Annotated in this window: 15 protein-coding genes; 7 read left to right on the top strand and 8 right to left on the bottom strand. The window is 63.8% G+C overall.

Annotation, left to right across the window (positions count from 1 at the left end; genetic code table 11):
- Nucleotide 1 precedes the first annotated feature (1 nt).
- From sctQ to AB4037_RS04305, 5 genes are all read left to right on the top strand, one after another.
- On the top strand, nt 2–1,069 hold the full coding sequence (gene sctQ, locus AB4037_RS04325) for a type III secretion system cytoplasmic ring protein SctQ (RefSeq protein ID WP_441770653.1): 1,068 nt from the start codon (nt 2–4) through the stop codon (nt 1,067–1,069).
- A complete protein-coding gene (gene sctR, locus AB4037_RS04320) occupies nt 1,062–1,715 on the top strand; it encodes a type III secretion system export apparatus subunit SctR (protein WP_149249595.1) in 654 nt (217 codons plus the stop codon). Before sctQ ends, sctR begins: the two co-directional genes overlap by 8 nt.
- 24 nt (nt 1,716–1,739) lie before the next feature.
- Nucleotides 1,740–2,009 (top strand): EscS/YscS/HrcS family type III secretion system export apparatus protein, encoded by a 270-nt coding sequence (locus AB4037_RS04315; protein ID WP_434960659.1) that lies wholly within the window; start codon nt 1,740–1,742, stop codon nt 2,007–2,009.
- A gap of 2 nt (nt 2,010–2,011) precedes the next feature.
- Nucleotides 2,012–2,818, top strand: a complete 807-nt coding sequence (sctT, locus tag AB4037_RS04310; protein WP_441770652.1) for a type III secretion system export apparatus subunit SctT — start codon at nt 2,012–2,014, stop codon at nt 2,816–2,818.
- A 222-nt stretch (nt 2,819–3,040) separates the two neighbouring features.
- A complete protein-coding gene (locus AB4037_RS04305) occupies nt 3,041–3,826 on the top strand; it encodes a D-glutamate cyclase family protein (RefSeq protein ID WP_441770651.1) in 786 nt (261 codons plus the stop codon).
- Nucleotides 3,827–3,842: 16 nt separating this feature from the next.
- On the opposite strand, the gene AB4037_RS04300 is transcribed toward AB4037_RS04305, so the two are convergent.
- The 7 genes from AB4037_RS04300 to AB4037_RS04270 all read right to left on the bottom strand — a co-directional run bounded on the left by AB4037_RS04300 (nt 3,843) and on the right by AB4037_RS04270 (nt 10,866).
- A complete protein-coding gene (locus AB4037_RS04300; protein ID WP_441770650.1) occupies nt 3,843–4,913 on the bottom strand; it encodes an LLM class flavin-dependent oxidoreductase in 1,071 nt (356 codons plus the stop codon).
- Between the two features lie 151 nt (nt 4,914–5,064).
- Nucleotides 5,065–5,949: an ABC transporter permease gene (locus tag AB4037_RS04295; RefSeq protein ID WP_441770649.1), complete on the bottom strand. Its 885-nt coding sequence runs from the start codon at nt 5,947–5,949 to the stop codon at nt 5,065–5,067.
- Complete coding sequence (locus tag AB4037_RS04290; RefSeq protein ID WP_441770648.1) at nt 5,946–6,854, bottom strand: ABC transporter ATP-binding protein; 909 nt, start codon at nt 6,852–6,854, stop codon at nt 5,946–5,948. The genes AB4037_RS04295 and AB4037_RS04290 overlap by 4 nt, the downstream gene beginning before the upstream one ends.
- 47 nt (nt 6,855–6,901) lie before the next feature.
- Nucleotides 6,902–7,891 (bottom strand): ABC transporter substrate-binding protein, encoded by a 990-nt coding sequence (locus tag AB4037_RS04285; protein WP_434961350.1) that lies wholly within the window; start codon nt 7,889–7,891, stop codon nt 6,902–6,904.
- A 227-nt stretch (nt 7,892–8,118) separates the two neighbouring features.
- On the bottom strand, nt 8,119–9,153 hold the full coding sequence (locus AB4037_RS04280; protein ID WP_441770647.1) for an NADP-dependent oxidoreductase: 1,035 nt from the start codon (nt 9,151–9,153) through the stop codon (nt 8,119–8,121).
- Between the two features lie 293 nt (nt 9,154–9,446).
- The gene (locus AB4037_RS04275) at nt 9,447–9,905 is read right to left on the bottom strand and encodes a cupin domain-containing protein (protein ID WP_441770646.1); all 459 of its coding nucleotides are present in this window, start codon (nt 9,903–9,905) and stop codon (nt 9,447–9,449) included.
- Nucleotides 9,906–9,954: 49 nt separating this feature from the next.
- Nucleotides 9,955–10,866 carry a fumarylacetoacetate hydrolase family protein gene (locus AB4037_RS04270; protein ID WP_441770645.1) on the bottom strand — a complete coding sequence of 304 codons (912 nt, stop codon included), beginning with the start codon at nt 10,864–10,866 and terminating at the stop codon, nt 9,955–9,957.
- Nucleotides 10,867–11,099: 233 nt separating this feature from the next.
- Here AB4037_RS04270 and AB4037_RS04265 point away from each other — a divergent pair, with 233 nt between their 5' ends.
- Nucleotides 11,100–12,416 (top strand): amidase, encoded by a 1,317-nt coding sequence (locus AB4037_RS04265; RefSeq protein ID WP_441770644.1) that lies wholly within the window; start codon nt 11,100–11,102, stop codon nt 12,414–12,416.
- A gap of 31 nt (nt 12,417–12,447) precedes the next feature.
- On the opposite strand, the gene cnbZ is transcribed toward AB4037_RS04265, so the two are convergent.
- On the bottom strand, nt 12,448–13,218 hold the full coding sequence (gene cnbZ, locus AB4037_RS04260; RefSeq protein WP_441770643.1) for a 2-amino-5-chloromuconate deaminase CnbZ: 771 nt from the start codon (nt 13,216–13,218) through the stop codon (nt 12,448–12,450).
- A 158-nt stretch (nt 13,219–13,376) separates the two neighbouring features.
- On the opposite strand from cnbZ, the gene AB4037_RS04255 reads away from it, so the two are divergent.
- The gene (locus tag AB4037_RS04255; protein ID WP_441770642.1) at nt 13,377–13,952 is read left to right on the top strand and encodes a GNAT family N-acetyltransferase; all 576 of its coding nucleotides are present in this window, start codon (nt 13,377–13,379) and stop codon (nt 13,950–13,952) included.
- The last annotated feature ends 4 nt before the right edge of the window (nt 13,953–13,956 follow it).

The following is a 13,956-nucleotide window of genomic DNA, read 5'->3' as shown; positions in this document are numbered from 1 at the left end:
AATGGCACTTGGAAAAACGCAACAGCGCCCTTCAGTCGGATCCACGGTCTCGGCTGTGCGCCTGCAAGCGATCGGCGCCGCGGACGCCGCTGCCTTCAACGCTTTCTATCGCCATCGTCAGCCTGCGAGGATCCGCATTGCCGGCGAGGAGTTCTTCCTTTCTGCCCGATGGCCGCTGCCGGCGATGGATCTGGGCAACGTCACAGCCATCGACTTCAAATTCGGTGCCGCAAGAGGCCGGCTTTGCCTCACGCGCGCAGTGCTCGAACGTTGGCTGATACGAGCCAACCCCGGTATCACCGCCGGCCCGCCGGCCCCCACCCATGCCGCCTTGCTGCTGGAATCCTTCCTGCGCGAGGAGATCACCTGGCTGGAACGGCAACTGGACGAGGCGATCGAGCTGATCGCGGTCGCCCCTCTCGACCGCGTAGCCGATATGCCTTTCGCGTTCGCTGTCCGGACCACCGGCCAGGCCGACGGTACCTGTCTCCTGCAAGCGAACGCTGAGCTCGCCACCAAGATCGGTGGCCTCCTCGATGCCGCATCGGACACGCCCACGGCACATCGGCTCGGCCTGCCGCTGCCCGTCAGCCTCTGGTGGGCCGCGACCAGCCTCTCCATTGGGGAATTGCGTTCCCTCCAGCCTGGCGACGTCGTCATGGCCGACGGTTGGACCCGCGGAGCGCAGACGGTCCTGGTGGTGCTGGCCGAGCGTCGGGCGGCGCTGGCCGAGCCGATCGGACAGAGCGGCAGACTTGTTTCGGCGCCGATGCCGATCAGCAAAACGAGATGGGGATGGATCATGGATGAGCCACAATCGGCGAGCGGTCGGCCTGACGACACGGGCCTGGAGGATTTGCCGGTGACCGTCGTCTTCGAACTCGCCCGCATGACCATGCCGCTGCACGAGGTCAGCCGGCTCGCTGCCGGATCCATCGTGCCACTGCCTGAGCTTTCCGACCCCACGGTCGATCTCGTAGCCAATGGCAAGCGCATCGGACGCGGGGAGATCGTGAAGGTCGGTGACGGCATGGGAGTGCGTATCGTTCGCATTTCCGCCGATGCTTGAGGGTTCGCCCAATCTTCTCGGCCTTCTCGTCGCGGTCGGCTTGGTCGGCATTCTGCCTTTGGCCGTGGTGACCATGACGGGTTTCCTGAAGATCTCCGTCGTCCTCTTCCTCATCCGCAATGCACTCGGCGTCCAGCAGACACCGCCCAATCTGGTGATCTACGGCATCGCCCTGGTGCTGACGGTCTATGTGACGACACCCTTGATCGGCGAAATCTCAGGGCGACTGCAGCAGGAAAACATTCAGTTCCAGACCACGCAGGACCTGACGCGCGCAGCCGAACTGGCACGCGAGCCGCTCAAGCAGCATTTGCTGCGCTACACCCAGCCGCAGGAGCGTCAGTTCTTCCTGGACGGCACCAAGCGGCTATGGCCCGAGCAGACGCGGGCCGAGGTCAAGGATGACGACCTGCAGATCCTGGTGCCTGCCTTTGTCGCTTCCGAACTGACGCGGGCCTTCGAGATCGGCTTCCTGCTCTATCTGCCCTTCCTCATCATCGATGTGGTGGTCGCCAATGTGCTGATGACGCTGGGCATGATCATGGTCTCTCCGACGCTGATTTCCATTCCTCTCAAACTGCTTCTCTTCGTGGCGATCGACGGCTGGTCGCGCCTGATGCACGGCCTCATCCTCAGCTACAATTGAAGGTTGCACCGCAAGGACCGTCCAATGGCCAATGATTTCATCCTCGCCAAGGTCCAGAGCGCCCTGTGGATGGTGCTGATCCTCTCTGGCCCTGCCATCGTCGCAGCCCTGGTCGTCGGCCTGCTCATCGGCTTTGCGCAGGCGTTGACCCAGATCCAGGACCAGAGCCTGCCGCAGACCGTCAAGCTTGTCGTCGTCCTCGTGGTCATCCTGCTGGTCGGCCCGCTCCTCGGCTACCAGATCGCCAATGAGGCGTCCAAGGTCATGGACGAGTTTCCTGTCGTGACGCGCTAGTCATGGAAAACCTGTTTGCATCCCTCAAGGGGCTGGAAACCCTTATCCTCGCAAGTGCCCTGGCCACGGCGCGCATCGTCGGCCTGGTTGCGCTGATGCCGCTGTTTTCCCGAACCCGGCTGGCGGGAATCTTGCGCACGGGCGTGGCGCTGGCGCTGGCGCTGCCGGTCATCCCGATGACCGTCGAGATCGCCGGCCGGGGTCATGTCGACGCACCCATGATGCTCATGCTGATGTTCAAGGAAGTTGTGATCGGCGCCCTGCTCGGCTTCGTGCTCGGCATACCGTTCTGGGCGGCCGAGGCCGCCGGCAACATCGTCGATCTGCAGCGCGGCTCGACCATGGGCACGCTGATCGATCCGATGATGACCCACGAGACGAGCGCCACCGGCACGCTTCTCATGATCGTCATGGTGGGCATCTATCTGGCCGCCGGCGGCCTCCACCACACCTTGAGCACACTCTACGACAGCTATGCATTATGGGCGATCGACAGCCTCTCGCCAATCTTCAGCCGCGACGCCGGCGCCATCCTCCTCACCTTGCTGACCCGAATCCTGGGCATGGCGCTGACGCTGGTGGCTCCACTGATCGTCAGCCTGCTGCTCTCCGACGTCATCCTCGCCTTTCTGGCCCGCGCCTCGCCACACCTCAACATCTTTGCGCTGTCGCTGGTGGTGAAGACCCTCGTCTTCAGCCTCGTCTCGGTGCTCTATGCCGCCTTCCTCGTCCATTACATGACCGGCAGCCTCGCCTTCCTGAACCAGGGCATGAGCGACCTCAAGGCGCTTGTCGGTGGAGCGAGGTAGCGATGGTCGCAAAAGCAAAAACAGACTGCCAGGCCATATGGAAGCTGTGTGAGTGCTCGGGCCGGCAGCCGAACGATAAAGAGCCGCTCCATCCATCGAAAGAACCAGAAAACACAATAAATCTAATTGCTTGCTCGGGATTTCTCTACTCTCGCGACAAGCAGGGGGCCACAGAGATCAATGGGACGTCCACATATCGCGACGAGGTACGAAGAATTCCGCATGGTTGGCGCCACCAGTCTGCGCGAAGCGATCCGGCTCGGCCACTATCGCGGCCATACCGCCGGGTTGGGGGATGGCAGGCTGCAGGCGGACGTCGTCATCCTGCCGAACAGCCTCGCCGACAACTTCCTGGAATATTGCATGCGCAATCCCAAATCGCTGCCCCTGGTGGGCGTCAACCAGGCTGGAGACCCAAGCCTGCCGACTCTCGGCGAGATCGACGTGCGTACCGACCTGCCGCAATATGATGTCTTTCATGCCGGTCCGCAGATCTGGAGCAGGAGCGACATCATCAGCCTCTGGCGCGAGGATCTGGTCGCCTTTGCACTCGGTGGAACGTTCACCTTCGAGCACATGCTTCAGCAAAACCGCATCGAGGTGCGCCATGTCGCCATGAGCCAGAACGTACCCCTCTATCGCTCTTCTATCCGTACCCAGAGCGTGGGCGTGTTCGGCGGCTACATGGTCGTGTCGATGCGGCCGATCCGAAAGGACCTCGTCGACAGGGTTCGCGCCATGACGGCGCGGTTTCCACACGCCCATGGCTCGCCGGTCCATGTCGGCGATCCCGCTGAGATCGGCATTGACGAGGTCGATAGCCCCGACTGGGGCGATGCGGTCGATGTCCGACCCGACGAGATTCCCGTGTTCTGGGCTTCAGGCCTGACGGCGCAAAGCGTACTGAAATGCTCGACGCCGGAGATGTTCATCACCAATACGCCGGGGCATATGCTGATAACCGACCTCGACGCCGATGCCGACGTCGGCCAGATCCGGCTGTTCTAGCTGTTCGGTACCGGCGTCAATCGCGCAGCAGCGGCAGCAATTGTTTGCCCTGCCGCTCGATCTCGGAGAGATAGGGCGTATCGGAAAGCACGAAATGCGTGATGCCGAGCTCCCGGTATTTGCGCAGCGAACGGGCGACATCGGCAGCCGAGCCGACCAGCCAGGTCGTGCCGGCGCCGCCTCCGCCGAACTTGCCGGGGGCGGTATAGAGATTGTCGTCGAGCACGTCGCCGCGCGAGGAGAGATCGAGCAGCCTGCGCTGCCCCTCGGCGACGGCCTGGCGATGGTCATGCCAGCCGGCACCATTGGTCCTGGCCATCTCGGCGACCTTCGCCTCGGCATCGGCCCAGGCCTGCTCTGTCGTGTCGCGGACCAGCGTGGTGATCCGCAAGCCGAACTCCAAAGGCGGAAGATCGCGGTCGAGTGCCGTGCTCAAGGCCCTGAGGCGTTCGATCCGCTCCCGTACGCCGCCAAACGGCTCTCCCCAGAAAAGCTGGACATCGGCCTCGGTTGCAGCCACGCGCTCCGCCGCCTCCGAGGCGCCGCCAAAATAGAGCCTGGGATGTCGACGCTGGCCATGCGGGGAAATGCGTGGCGCCGCAGTGGAAGCGGCAACCCGGAAATGCTCACCGTCAAAGGTGACGTTCTCTTCGGTCCAAAGCCTGCGCACGAGGCGCATGAATTCCCGGGTGCGGGCATAGCGATGCGCCTGCTCCCCCTCGGCATCGCCATAGGCCGCCAGCTTATCCAGGCCCGACACGACGTTCACGCGCACGCGGCCGCCGCTCAGCTGATCAAGCGTGGCCGCGGCGGAGGCGAACTGGGCCGGCTGCCAATAGCCGGGCCGGATGGCGATCAACGGTTCGAAGGTCGAGGTTCGCACGGTAAGGGCAGTGGCGAGGGTGAAGGTATCGGGCCGGCCCCAGCCGGTGCCGATCAGCGCCCCCTTCCAGCCATGGTGCTCCAGGGCCCTGGCCTGACGAGTCAGCGTTTCCAGGCTGTTGTGATCCTCGACGGCTGAATCACCGCGATGGCCGGCCCTGATGTCATTGGGGATGTACCATAGATATTCGCCAGCCCCACTCATGGGTTCGGCCTGCCATTGCCCGTGGCTGCGGAGCCGTCATGATTGCCGGCGTGGCATGCGATCCTGTTCGACATGGTTCGTCTTTCCGTGATCATTCCCGATGTCCCGAAGCGCCCGCGCCCCTAGCATGTGACTTTGAGGTAAGCCGAGGTCAGCGCACCTGCCCCCAGCGGCGGATGGTGATCCTTTCCAGCGTCGCGAACACCACATTCTCCATGACCAGACCGATCAGGATCACGAGGGCGAGGCCGGCAAAGACACGGTCGGTGTAGAGCTCGTTGCGGTTTTGAAAGATGAACCAGCCGAGCCCGCCCTTGCCGGACGAGGCGCCAAACACCAGTTCCGCCGCGATCAGCGTCCGCCACGCAAAGGCCCACCCAATCTTCAGCCCCGAGAGGATCGCCGGCAGGGCAGCGGGCACCAGGATCTGAAAAACATAACGTACGTCCCGCAGGCCGTAATTGCGGCCCGTCATGCGCAGGGTCTCTGGCACGGCCTGGAAACCGGCGAAGATGTTGAGGGAAAGCGGCCACAACACTGAATGGATAAGCACGAAGATCAGGCTTCCGGCACCGAGCCCGAACCACAGCAGCGCCAGAGGAAGCAGGGCGATGGCGGGTAGCGGGTTGAACATGGCCGTCAGCGTCGACAAAAGGTCCCGGCCCAATTGGGTGGCGACGGCGAGCGTGGTCAGCGCGAAGGCGAGCACGATACCGGCGAGATACCCCTGGACGAGGACGAGGAGCGACAGCCGCACCCGCTCGGGCAGTTCGCCGCTGGCCATATCGGCAGCGAAGGCCCGTGCGGTCGCCGTGAAGGTCGGCAACAGCAGATCATTGTCCTGATAGCGAGCCAAAATCTCCCACAAGAGCGCGAGGACGATGAGTATCAGGCCCTTGCGCAGCCAACCCTGCTGCCACAGGCGGGTCGCCAGCGGCAGCCGGCGTTCGAGCGCCACTTCGATGAAGGGCGCCAGGTCGTGCTCGAATTCCGGGCGGACCGGTGGAACGAGCGGCCCATTCACGGCCGTACTCATGCCTGCCCTCTCCAACCGACCCTCGCCTCGACTGCCCCCTGCACTTCTGCGCTCTCCTCCTCGAACAGCAGGCGATGGATACGCTGGCTCGCAGCCTGGAAGGCCGTTCCGCCGACGCTCGTCAGGTCCCATTCGTGGCTGTTGATCTCTGCGCGCACCCGGCCCGGGCGCGGCGAGAGCAGCGCCACGCGGTTGCCGACGACAAGCGCTTCCTCGATGGAATGGGTGACGAACAACAGGGTGAAACGGACCTCATCCCACAATTGCAGCAGTTCCTCCTGCATCTTGCGCCGCGTCAGGGCATCAAGCGCCGCGAAAGGCTCGTCCATCAAGAGGATCTCCGGCTGCATGGCGAGCGCCCTGGCGATCGCCACCCGCTGCTTCATGCCGCCCGAGAGCTGGTGCGGGAAGACGTTTGCAAAGGCAGCGAGGCCCACCTTGTCAAGGTAATGCAGGGCCCGCTCCCGCGCCCGCTGACGCGGCAGGCTTCCCGAAGCAACGAGCGGGAAGACCACGTTCTGCAACACCGTCTTCCACGGCGGCAGTTGATCAAACTCCTGGAAGACGACGATACGGTCGGGACCCGGCGCGCGTATCGGCCGCCCCCTGAGCACGAATTCGCCTTCGACCGGCCTGATGAACCCCGCCGCCGCCTTCAACAGCGTGGACTTGCCGCAACCCGACGGCCCGAGCAGGACGAAACGATCACCCTCATAGACATCGAGATCCACCCTATGCGTGGCCCGGACGACCTGATGGCGGGTCACATATTCCAGGGTCACCGAGCGTGCCTGCAGCAGCGGCCCTGGCAAGCCGCTCTCGGCAACGGGCTGCAGCGCACGCGGAACGTCGCGCGGCCTGCGAAAAGCAGGCTTGGAAAAACCGTGCAGGAGGCTGTCCGTCATGCGGTCTACCGATCACCCATCTCAAAGTCTTCCTTGGAACGAAGCATTCAGCTGCCGCCGGAAATGCGAGGCTCATCGAAGAAATAGTCCGAAAGACTCTTCGGCTCGTTCTTGATGGCGCCGACGCGGTGCAGGAACTGGCCGAGCCCCAGCGTGTTGTCGGGGGCGATCTTGAAGCTCACTTCCGGGTTCTTGATGATCTGCAGGAGCAGCTTCCGGTCGGTCTTGGCGCCCGTCACCTCCAGATAGATATCGGCCGCCGCCTCGGGATTGTCGCGGATGAACTTGGCGGCTTCATCGAGACCGTCGAGGAAGGCCCTGTAGGTCTTGGGGCTGTCCTTGACGAATTTCTCCGTGGCGTAGAGCACCGTCGAGGAGGCCGGCCCACCCTGCACGTCATAGGATTTGAGAACGATGTGGGCCTTCGGATTTTCGGCGAGTTCCTGTTCCTGGAACGGGGGATTGCCGAAATGGGCCGTGATTTCGGTGCCGCCCTTGATCACCGCCGCGGCGGCTTCCGGATGCGGCAGCGCGACCGAGATCTGGTCCAGCCTGGCATAATCCGCATCGCCCCATTGCTTGGCCGAGGCCCATTGCAGGATGCGCGATTGCACCGAAACGCCGACGGCCGGCAGCGCGATGCGATCTTTGTCGGTGAAGTCGGCGATCGTCTTCACATTGGCGTTGTTGGTGACGAGGTAGTAGGGGAAATTGCCGAGCGAGGCGACGCCCTTGACGTTCTGCCTGCCGTGGGTGCGGTCCCACAGCGTGAACAGCGGTCCGACGCCTGCCCCCGCAATGTCGATGCTGCCCGATAGCAGCGCATCGTTCACCGCCGCCCCGCCCGAGAGCTTGACGAATTCGACATTGATGTCGATGCCTGCGGCCTTGCCGTGCTTTTCGAACAGCTTCTGCGCCTGTGCGACATTGAGCGTGAGATAGACGACGCCGAATTGCTGGGCGATGCGCAATTTGCCCTCTTCGGCCCGTGCCGCTGAGGCAATCAGCAACCCCGCGCCGGCCAGCACCCCAACCATCGCCCGCAAATGACGTTTCATGAAACACCCGCTCGTTGCTCAGAATCCTCTCAAATATAGAAAGTCTATTGAATTAGTCAATTTTATGCGAAACAGCGATTCGCGCCGCCGATAGGCTGCCCGGCTCGCTGTTTGTTTGCACGCAGCCCAGGATCGAGACCGGCCAATGCCCACTCGGCGAGCCGACCCCGCGGGATAGCCCGGCTCTCGAGGGAGAGGCTCGGACGCTATTCGGGGGCAACACGCACGGCGAGCTTGCCGAAATTGCGACCTTCGAGCAGCCCGATAAAGGCTTCGGGCGCCTTGTCCAACCCGTCCACGATATCCTCCTTGTAGCGAAGGCGCCCCGAGGCGATCCATTCCGCCGCCTCCCGATAGAAGGCCGGGCGCTGGTCGGCGAATTCGCGCTGGATGAAGCCGCGAATGAGAAGGCTCTTGCTCAGGACATCCCGCATCACCGGCGGCAGGCGGTCGGGGCCGGGATGGGCATCGGGGCCTGCATTGTATTGCGCAATCAAGCCGCAGACAGGGATACGGGCAAAATCGTTGAGCAGCGGAAACACTGCATCCCATACCCGGCCGCCGACATTCTCGAAATAGATGTCGATCCCCTCGGGGCAGGCAGCAGCGAGCTGCGCGGCGAAATCGGGAGCATGGTGATCGACCACGGCATCGAAGCCGAGTTCATCCCGCACGAAGGCACATTTGTCCGCGCCACCGGCGATACCGACGGCGCGGGCGCCCTTGATCCGGGCAATCTGACCAACAACCGAGCCGACGGCGCCGGATGCGGCGGCAACGACGACGGTCTCGCCTGGCTTGGGCTGGCCAATCGTCAACAAGCCCGCATAGGCCGTGAAGCCGGGCATGCCGAGCACCCCGAGCGCCGTGCTCACCGGTGCCGCCTGCGGGTCGAGCTTGCGCAACCCCGCGCCATCGGAAAGCGCGAAGCTCTGCCAGCCGGAATGGGAGAGCACGATGTCGCCCTCCCTGTAATCGGGATGGCGCGAGCGTATCACGCGGGCGACGGTGCCCCCTTCCATGACATCGCCGATCGCCACGGGCTTGGCATAGGATTTGGCCGCGCTCATGCGGCCGCGCATATAGGGATCGAGCGAGAGATAGAGGACCTGGAGAAGGAGCTGCCCCTCCGAAGGCTCGCTGACCGGCACATCCTCGACCCTGAAATTGTCAGGCGAAGGCGCACCGACGGGCCGGGAAGCGAGCACTATTCGCCGATTTACAAGGGTTGACGTCGTCATGATCGAGCCGGCCTCCTTTTAACCTGTTCAAAACGCTCGTTCCGGCCACGGAATGCCCCGCACCGGGAATAGGACGCCAATTCCATTTAAGGGCGCTTATTGAAATGTCATCGCCGGCCCGCTTATATTTTCGCGCAGTTGCGTTTCTTCGTCATGACCGCTGGCTATGGCAACGGCGGATTCCCTGTCACCGGCCAACGGATCGCAAACGTCGTTACCGGTCTCTATGGCCAGCTCCATTTCCCGTTGCGGCCGGTTTAGGGCCTGTTGCATCCGGTGCCACTGGCGGCGGCTCAGCCCAGCTTTTCATGGATAGGCGGTCCGACGATCTCGACCTTGAAGCGTTTGCCGACGGCCTGCGCCTTGGCCAAATCAACAATTTCGGGACCCAACTCGTTGAAAGCCGCGATGGCACGGTCATAGCCGCCGGGCGTCATGATGTTCATCACCTTGACTGGCGGCTGGTCCGGCTTGAGATTGTCGAAGGTGTGGGCGACGCCGGGCGGAAAGGTCACGAAGTCGCCGGGGCCGGCTTCGAAGATCTCCTCATCGCCCTGGACCGTGAGGATGCCTTCAAGCACATAGAAGGTGTCCTCCTGGTCCTCGTGCCGATGCAAAGGCGGCCCGCTGCGATAGGACACCTCCCCTACCATCAGGTCGAAGCGTCCATCGCTCAAATCGCCCGACGACTTGACCCGCCAGGGCGCGACCACAGCGCCGTCGCCATGGCGGACCACTCTTGTTCTGGCCATCTCCATCTCCTCTCGTGATAGTAGCTGCGCACTTATGCGGAACCGCGGATCAGGCCGCCGCGCGAACCTTGTTGATGAGGACGCCAAGCCCCTCGATCTCGCAGACGACCTCGTCGCCCGGCTTGAGGAAACGGCCATCGGCAAGGCCACCACCGGCGCATGTCCCCGTCAGAATCACGTCGCCCGGCAGCAGCGTCATCCCACGGGAGACCTCGGCGATGAGCTGCGGCACCTTCCAGACCATCTCCGCGGTGGATGCCTTCTGGCGGATCTCGCCATTGACCCGGCAGGTCATCGCCAGCGGATAGGGTTCTGCAAGTTCGTCGGCCAGCGTCAGCACCGGCCCGAGCGGGCAGGCATTGTCGAGGCCCTTGGCCTGCGTCCAGTTCTTGCCGTAGCTCTGATTGAGGGCCGGGAAATCCTCGTTCATCTGGAGGTCGCGATAGCTCACATCATTGGCGACCGTATATCCCGCGACATGGTCCAGCGCGCGCCCCGCCGGGATGTCCCGACCGGCGCGTCCGATGACGATGGCGACCTCCACCTCGTGATCGAGCTTCGCCGATACCGGATGTGCGAAGATCGGATCGCCGGGATTGGCGACCGATGACGGGGTCTTGACGAAGAAGAACGGCTTTTCGGGCATCTTCACCCGCGCTTCCGCATCATGGCCGGGATAATTCACGACATGGGCGAGGATCTTCGACCCCGTCTCGATGGGCGCCAGGAGCCTGGCCTGGGCCAGGGGAACCGAGCCGGCATCGCCGGCGGACAGAATCCGGCCGATCAGCGCTGCACGCGTCGGCTCATCGGCCAGCAGGAACAAGCGAATGTCGCGGAACATCGGGGCCAGCCATGCCAGTCCGGCAGCCTGGGCGGCCCTTGGCAGACTGTGCAGCCGATCTCCCTTGACCAAGCCAAGTTCGGGCCCATCCGCCCCCAGAAAACGGGCAATCTTCATATCCACTCCTTCACAACAGCTCATGCAGATCAGTTCTTGGCAGCAGGGCTCAGCCGTGGTGGGCGAGCCGTCGCCTCGGTGGATATCTAGCCCTCGCCTTTATGGACACGGAAGGCTGCCCCGCGCGGACACAGCGTTCGCCCCGACGAGACAGTCTGTCCTGCTTCACGGGGCTATTGAGGGCTGGGGCAGCCGCCTAGGCTGGCGCCACTATCGATAGGGGAGACAGCGGCATGGAAACGATCCGAGACGGGCTGGAAATGGTCCTCGGGCGTATCGACGGTGGCGACAGTGGCCGGCATGTCTTCACCCGCCTCTATCATCAGGCGGCCCGAGCCGCGGCCGATGCGGCCGACGCCCGCCACCGCACCGGGCTAACGCTGGGACCCCTCGACGGCACGCTGGTCTCCATCAAGGATCTCTTCGATATCGCCGGCGAGGTCACGCTGGCCGGGTCGCAGGTCCTGGCCGGTGGGCAGCCGGCCCGGGCCGACGCCCTTGTCGTGAGGCGCTTGCGGCGGGCAGGCGCCGTCATTCTCGGCAAGACCAACATGGTCGAGTTCGGCTTCAGCAGCCTCGGCCTCAACCCCCATTACGGCACACCGGCAAATGCGGTGGCGGCGGAGCGCATTCCGGGCGGGTCATCCTCGGGGGCGGGCGTCTCGGTCGGCGAAGGCACCAGCGAGATCGCGATCGGCAGCGACACGGCCGGCTCCATCCGGGTGCCGGCTGCCTTCAACGCTATCGTCGGCTTCAAGCCGACGGCCGGGCGTCACCCCAGGGACGGCGTCCTGCCTTTCTCGCCCTCGCTCGACTCGATCGGGCCCCTCGCCCGCTCGGTGCAGGCCTGTGCGGATGCCGATGCGATCATGGCGGGCGAAGAACCCCGGGGCCTTGCGCGTCAGCAGATTGCCGGCCTGCGTCTAGGCATACCGGCGGGCCGGCTGCTCGACGGCCTCGATGGCGAGGTGGCCGATGCCTTCGAGCGGGCCAGGCGCCATCTGTCCGATCGGGGCGCCGTCGTGACCGATATCACCATCGACGATCTCCTGACGGCACTGGCACAAGCCATCCCATCGGCATCGATCCCGGCGATCGAGTCAGCTGCCATTCACTGGCAGGCGCTGCAGGACGGCGAAACCCACATCGATCCCCGGGTCGCCAGACGCATGCGGCCGGGCAGCGAGGTCGCGGCGTCCGCCTATATCCGGGCCCTGCGCGAGCGTATCAGGCTCTGCGCAGCCATGGATGAGCGGCTGCGGCCTCATGATGCCCTCATGCTGCCGACGGTCGCCATCACACCGCCGCTGTTGGGGCCGCTGATCGGCGATGACGCACTCTATCTCGCCACCAATGCGCAGGTCCTGCGCAACACCGTCATGGCCAATCTGTTCGATCTGACCGCCATTTCCCTGCCCTTGCCGTGGTCGAGCCTGCCGACGGGCCTCATGCTCGTCGGCAGGCATGGCAGCGACCGGCAATTGCTGGAGATTGCCGCTGGCGTCGAGGCGATCCTGCCAAAATCACCATCTATCGAGCCAGGGCACTGAGAGCCGTCCGTTCAACGTCGTGGTACCGACTTCAGATCGCAAGCACCTGCTCGTCATGGACGGCACGGCAATCCATCTCATATTCGAGGCCCTCGACCGGGGGGCGGCAAAAGTGCCAGTCGATCCCCGCATGTCCTGCCCCTCGCCGCAGAATCTCGGTTTCGAGGAAGGGATGGATGTCGCCGAGTGTATAGACATGGGTGGCCGTGGTATCGCCCCATGCCATGTCGAAGCTCGCAAGCCGTCGTTCCATCTCGCCGAGCACGAAGGCCGCCTTCTCGCGCATCGCATCTGGCGAGGTGTCGCCAAGACGAATGATGCGCCCGGCATAGGGTCCGTCGCCGGCCCTGGCTTCCCCACTGCCCGATATCACGAAACTCGGCGCCGGACTGGTCGTTGGAATCGTATTTTGGGGAACCGTATAGGAGAAGGCGTGGAAGACCGTCTGCCGCGGCGCTTCGACTTTCGGGCAGACATTGGAACGTGCAACCGGATTGGTCTCCCCGTCGAACAGGCCCCAGGCGCGCAGCGTCTCGACATAATGCTGGTTGAAGGCCCGGAAACCGGCATCGCTGAACTGGCCGGGCGAGCGCAATTCGCAGGCACAGAAGGCCGTCAGCGGACGGCCCGCTTCCCGCAATGTCCGCCCGATCAGCCCGAACCCTTCCTCCAGTGAAACCGGTCTGGCAAGGCGATGGCGCCGGATGGCGTACCCCTCAAGAGCCGCAACGCCGCTGGAATACTGGAAAACGGCCGGTATGAAACGATAGCCTCCCGTTTCGAAGATCTTGGTGGCGGACATCCTGTTCTCCCTTGCAATCACATGTATCTGCTGCCTTGGGTATCGGCATCGGATCGGGGACAGAAGCCTCGCCGCCGGAATGGCCTGTCCAGAAATTTGGACAATCTCGACCGCCGATCCGTTGTATCGAGATGATCAGTCCAACCGGGGATTTCGCCATGCAGGACCACCTTGCCGCCGAAGCCGAAATCGTCTGCCGCAAGGCCCGCCAGGAGGATTTCGGCCCTGCAAGCGAGCTCCTGAACCGCTATCATGTCGATCGGCTCAGTACCGAGGAGCGCCAGGACGGCTTCATCTCCGCCCTGTTCACGCCGGCCCAGTTGCAGGACATGGCCGAGGAAATCGGCGTGTTCGTCGCCGCTTCCGAGGGGCGGATCCTTGCCTGCCTGTGTTGCTACGACAGTGCCTCGCCGGCCCTGCCGCCGCCCTATCGCACCATGAGCGGCCATTTCGACAAGTGGCTCTTTCGCGGCACAGCGCTGTCGGCATGGCGCTGCTTTGCCTATGGGCCTGTCTGCATCGATGTATCGGCCCGCGGCAAGGGGCTCCTGCGCCGGCTTTTCGCCGCCATGCTGCCGGAAGTCCGGCAGCGCTACCAGGCCGGCACGGCGTTCGTCGCCAAGGCCAATCCCCGTTCCCTTTCGGCCCATATCGACCAGCTCGGCATGACCCCTGTCGGCGAGTTCAGCCATGCAGGCCAGGATTTCGTCGCCCTCGCCTTCGCTATCGACTGAAGGG

Source organism: Labrys sp. KB_33_2 (assembly GCF_052114505.1).
Taxonomy (GTDB): Bacteria; Pseudomonadota; Alphaproteobacteria; order Rhizobiales; family Labraceae; genus Labrys.
This window is presented reverse-complemented; position numbering and strand designations above follow the sequence as displayed.

What these genes read in the sequence shown, in the direction of transcription:
- AB4037_RS04275 (WP_441770646.1), bottom strand. Translation starts at nt 9,905, where the DNA reads ATGGCCAGAACAAGAGTGGTCCGCCATGGCGACGGCGCTGTGGTCGCG.
- AB4037_RS04290 (WP_441770648.1), bottom strand. Translation starts at nt 6,854, where the DNA reads ATGACGGACAGCCTCCTGCACGGTTTTTCCAAGCCTGCTTTTCGCAGG.
- AB4037_RS04285 (WP_434961350.1), bottom strand. Translation starts at nt 7,891, where the DNA reads ATGGTTGGGGTGCTGGCCGGCGCGGGGTTGCTGATTGCCTCAGCGGCA.
- AB4037_RS04255 (WP_441770642.1), top strand. Translation starts at nt 13,377, where the DNA reads ATGCAGGACCACCTTGCCGCCGAAGCCGAAATCGTCTGCCGCAAGGCC.
- cnbZ (WP_441770643.1), bottom strand. Translation starts at nt 13,218, where the DNA reads ATGTCCGCCACCAAGATCTTCGAAACGGGAGGCTATCGTTTCATACCG.
- AB4037_RS04305 (WP_441770651.1), top strand. Translation starts at nt 3,041, where the DNA reads ATGGTTGGCGCCACCAGTCTGCGCGAAGCGATCCGGCTCGGCCACTAT.
- sctR (WP_149249595.1), top strand. Translation starts at nt 1,062, where the DNA reads ATGCTTGAGGGTTCGCCCAATCTTCTCGGCCTTCTCGTCGCGGTCGGC.
- AB4037_RS04270 (WP_441770645.1), bottom strand. Translation starts at nt 10,866, where the DNA reads ATGAAGATTGCCCGTTTTCTGGGGGCGGATGGGCCCGAACTTGGCTTG.
- AB4037_RS04265 (WP_441770644.1), top strand. Translation starts at nt 11,100, where the DNA reads ATGGAAACGATCCGAGACGGGCTGGAAATGGTCCTCGGGCGTATCGAC.
- AB4037_RS04315 (WP_434960659.1), top strand. Translation starts at nt 1,740, where the DNA reads ATGGCCAATGATTTCATCCTCGCCAAGGTCCAGAGCGCCCTGTGGATG.
- sctT (WP_441770652.1), top strand. Translation starts at nt 2,012, where the DNA reads ATGGAAAACCTGTTTGCATCCCTCAAGGGGCTGGAAACCCTTATCCTC.
- sctQ (WP_441770653.1), top strand. Translation starts at nt 2, where the DNA reads ATGGCACTTGGAAAAACGCAACAGCGCCCTTCAGTCGGATCCACGGTC.
- AB4037_RS04300 (WP_441770650.1), bottom strand. Translation starts at nt 4,913, where the DNA reads ATGAGTGGGGCTGGCGAATATCTATGGTACATCCCCAATGACATCAGG.
- AB4037_RS04295 (WP_441770649.1), bottom strand. Translation starts at nt 5,949, where the DNA reads ATGAGTACGGCCGTGAATGGGCCGCTCGTTCCACCGGTCCGCCCGGAA.
- AB4037_RS04280 (WP_441770647.1), bottom strand. Translation starts at nt 9,153, where the DNA reads ATGACGACGTCAACCCTTGTAAATCGGCGAATAGTGCTCGCTTCCCGG.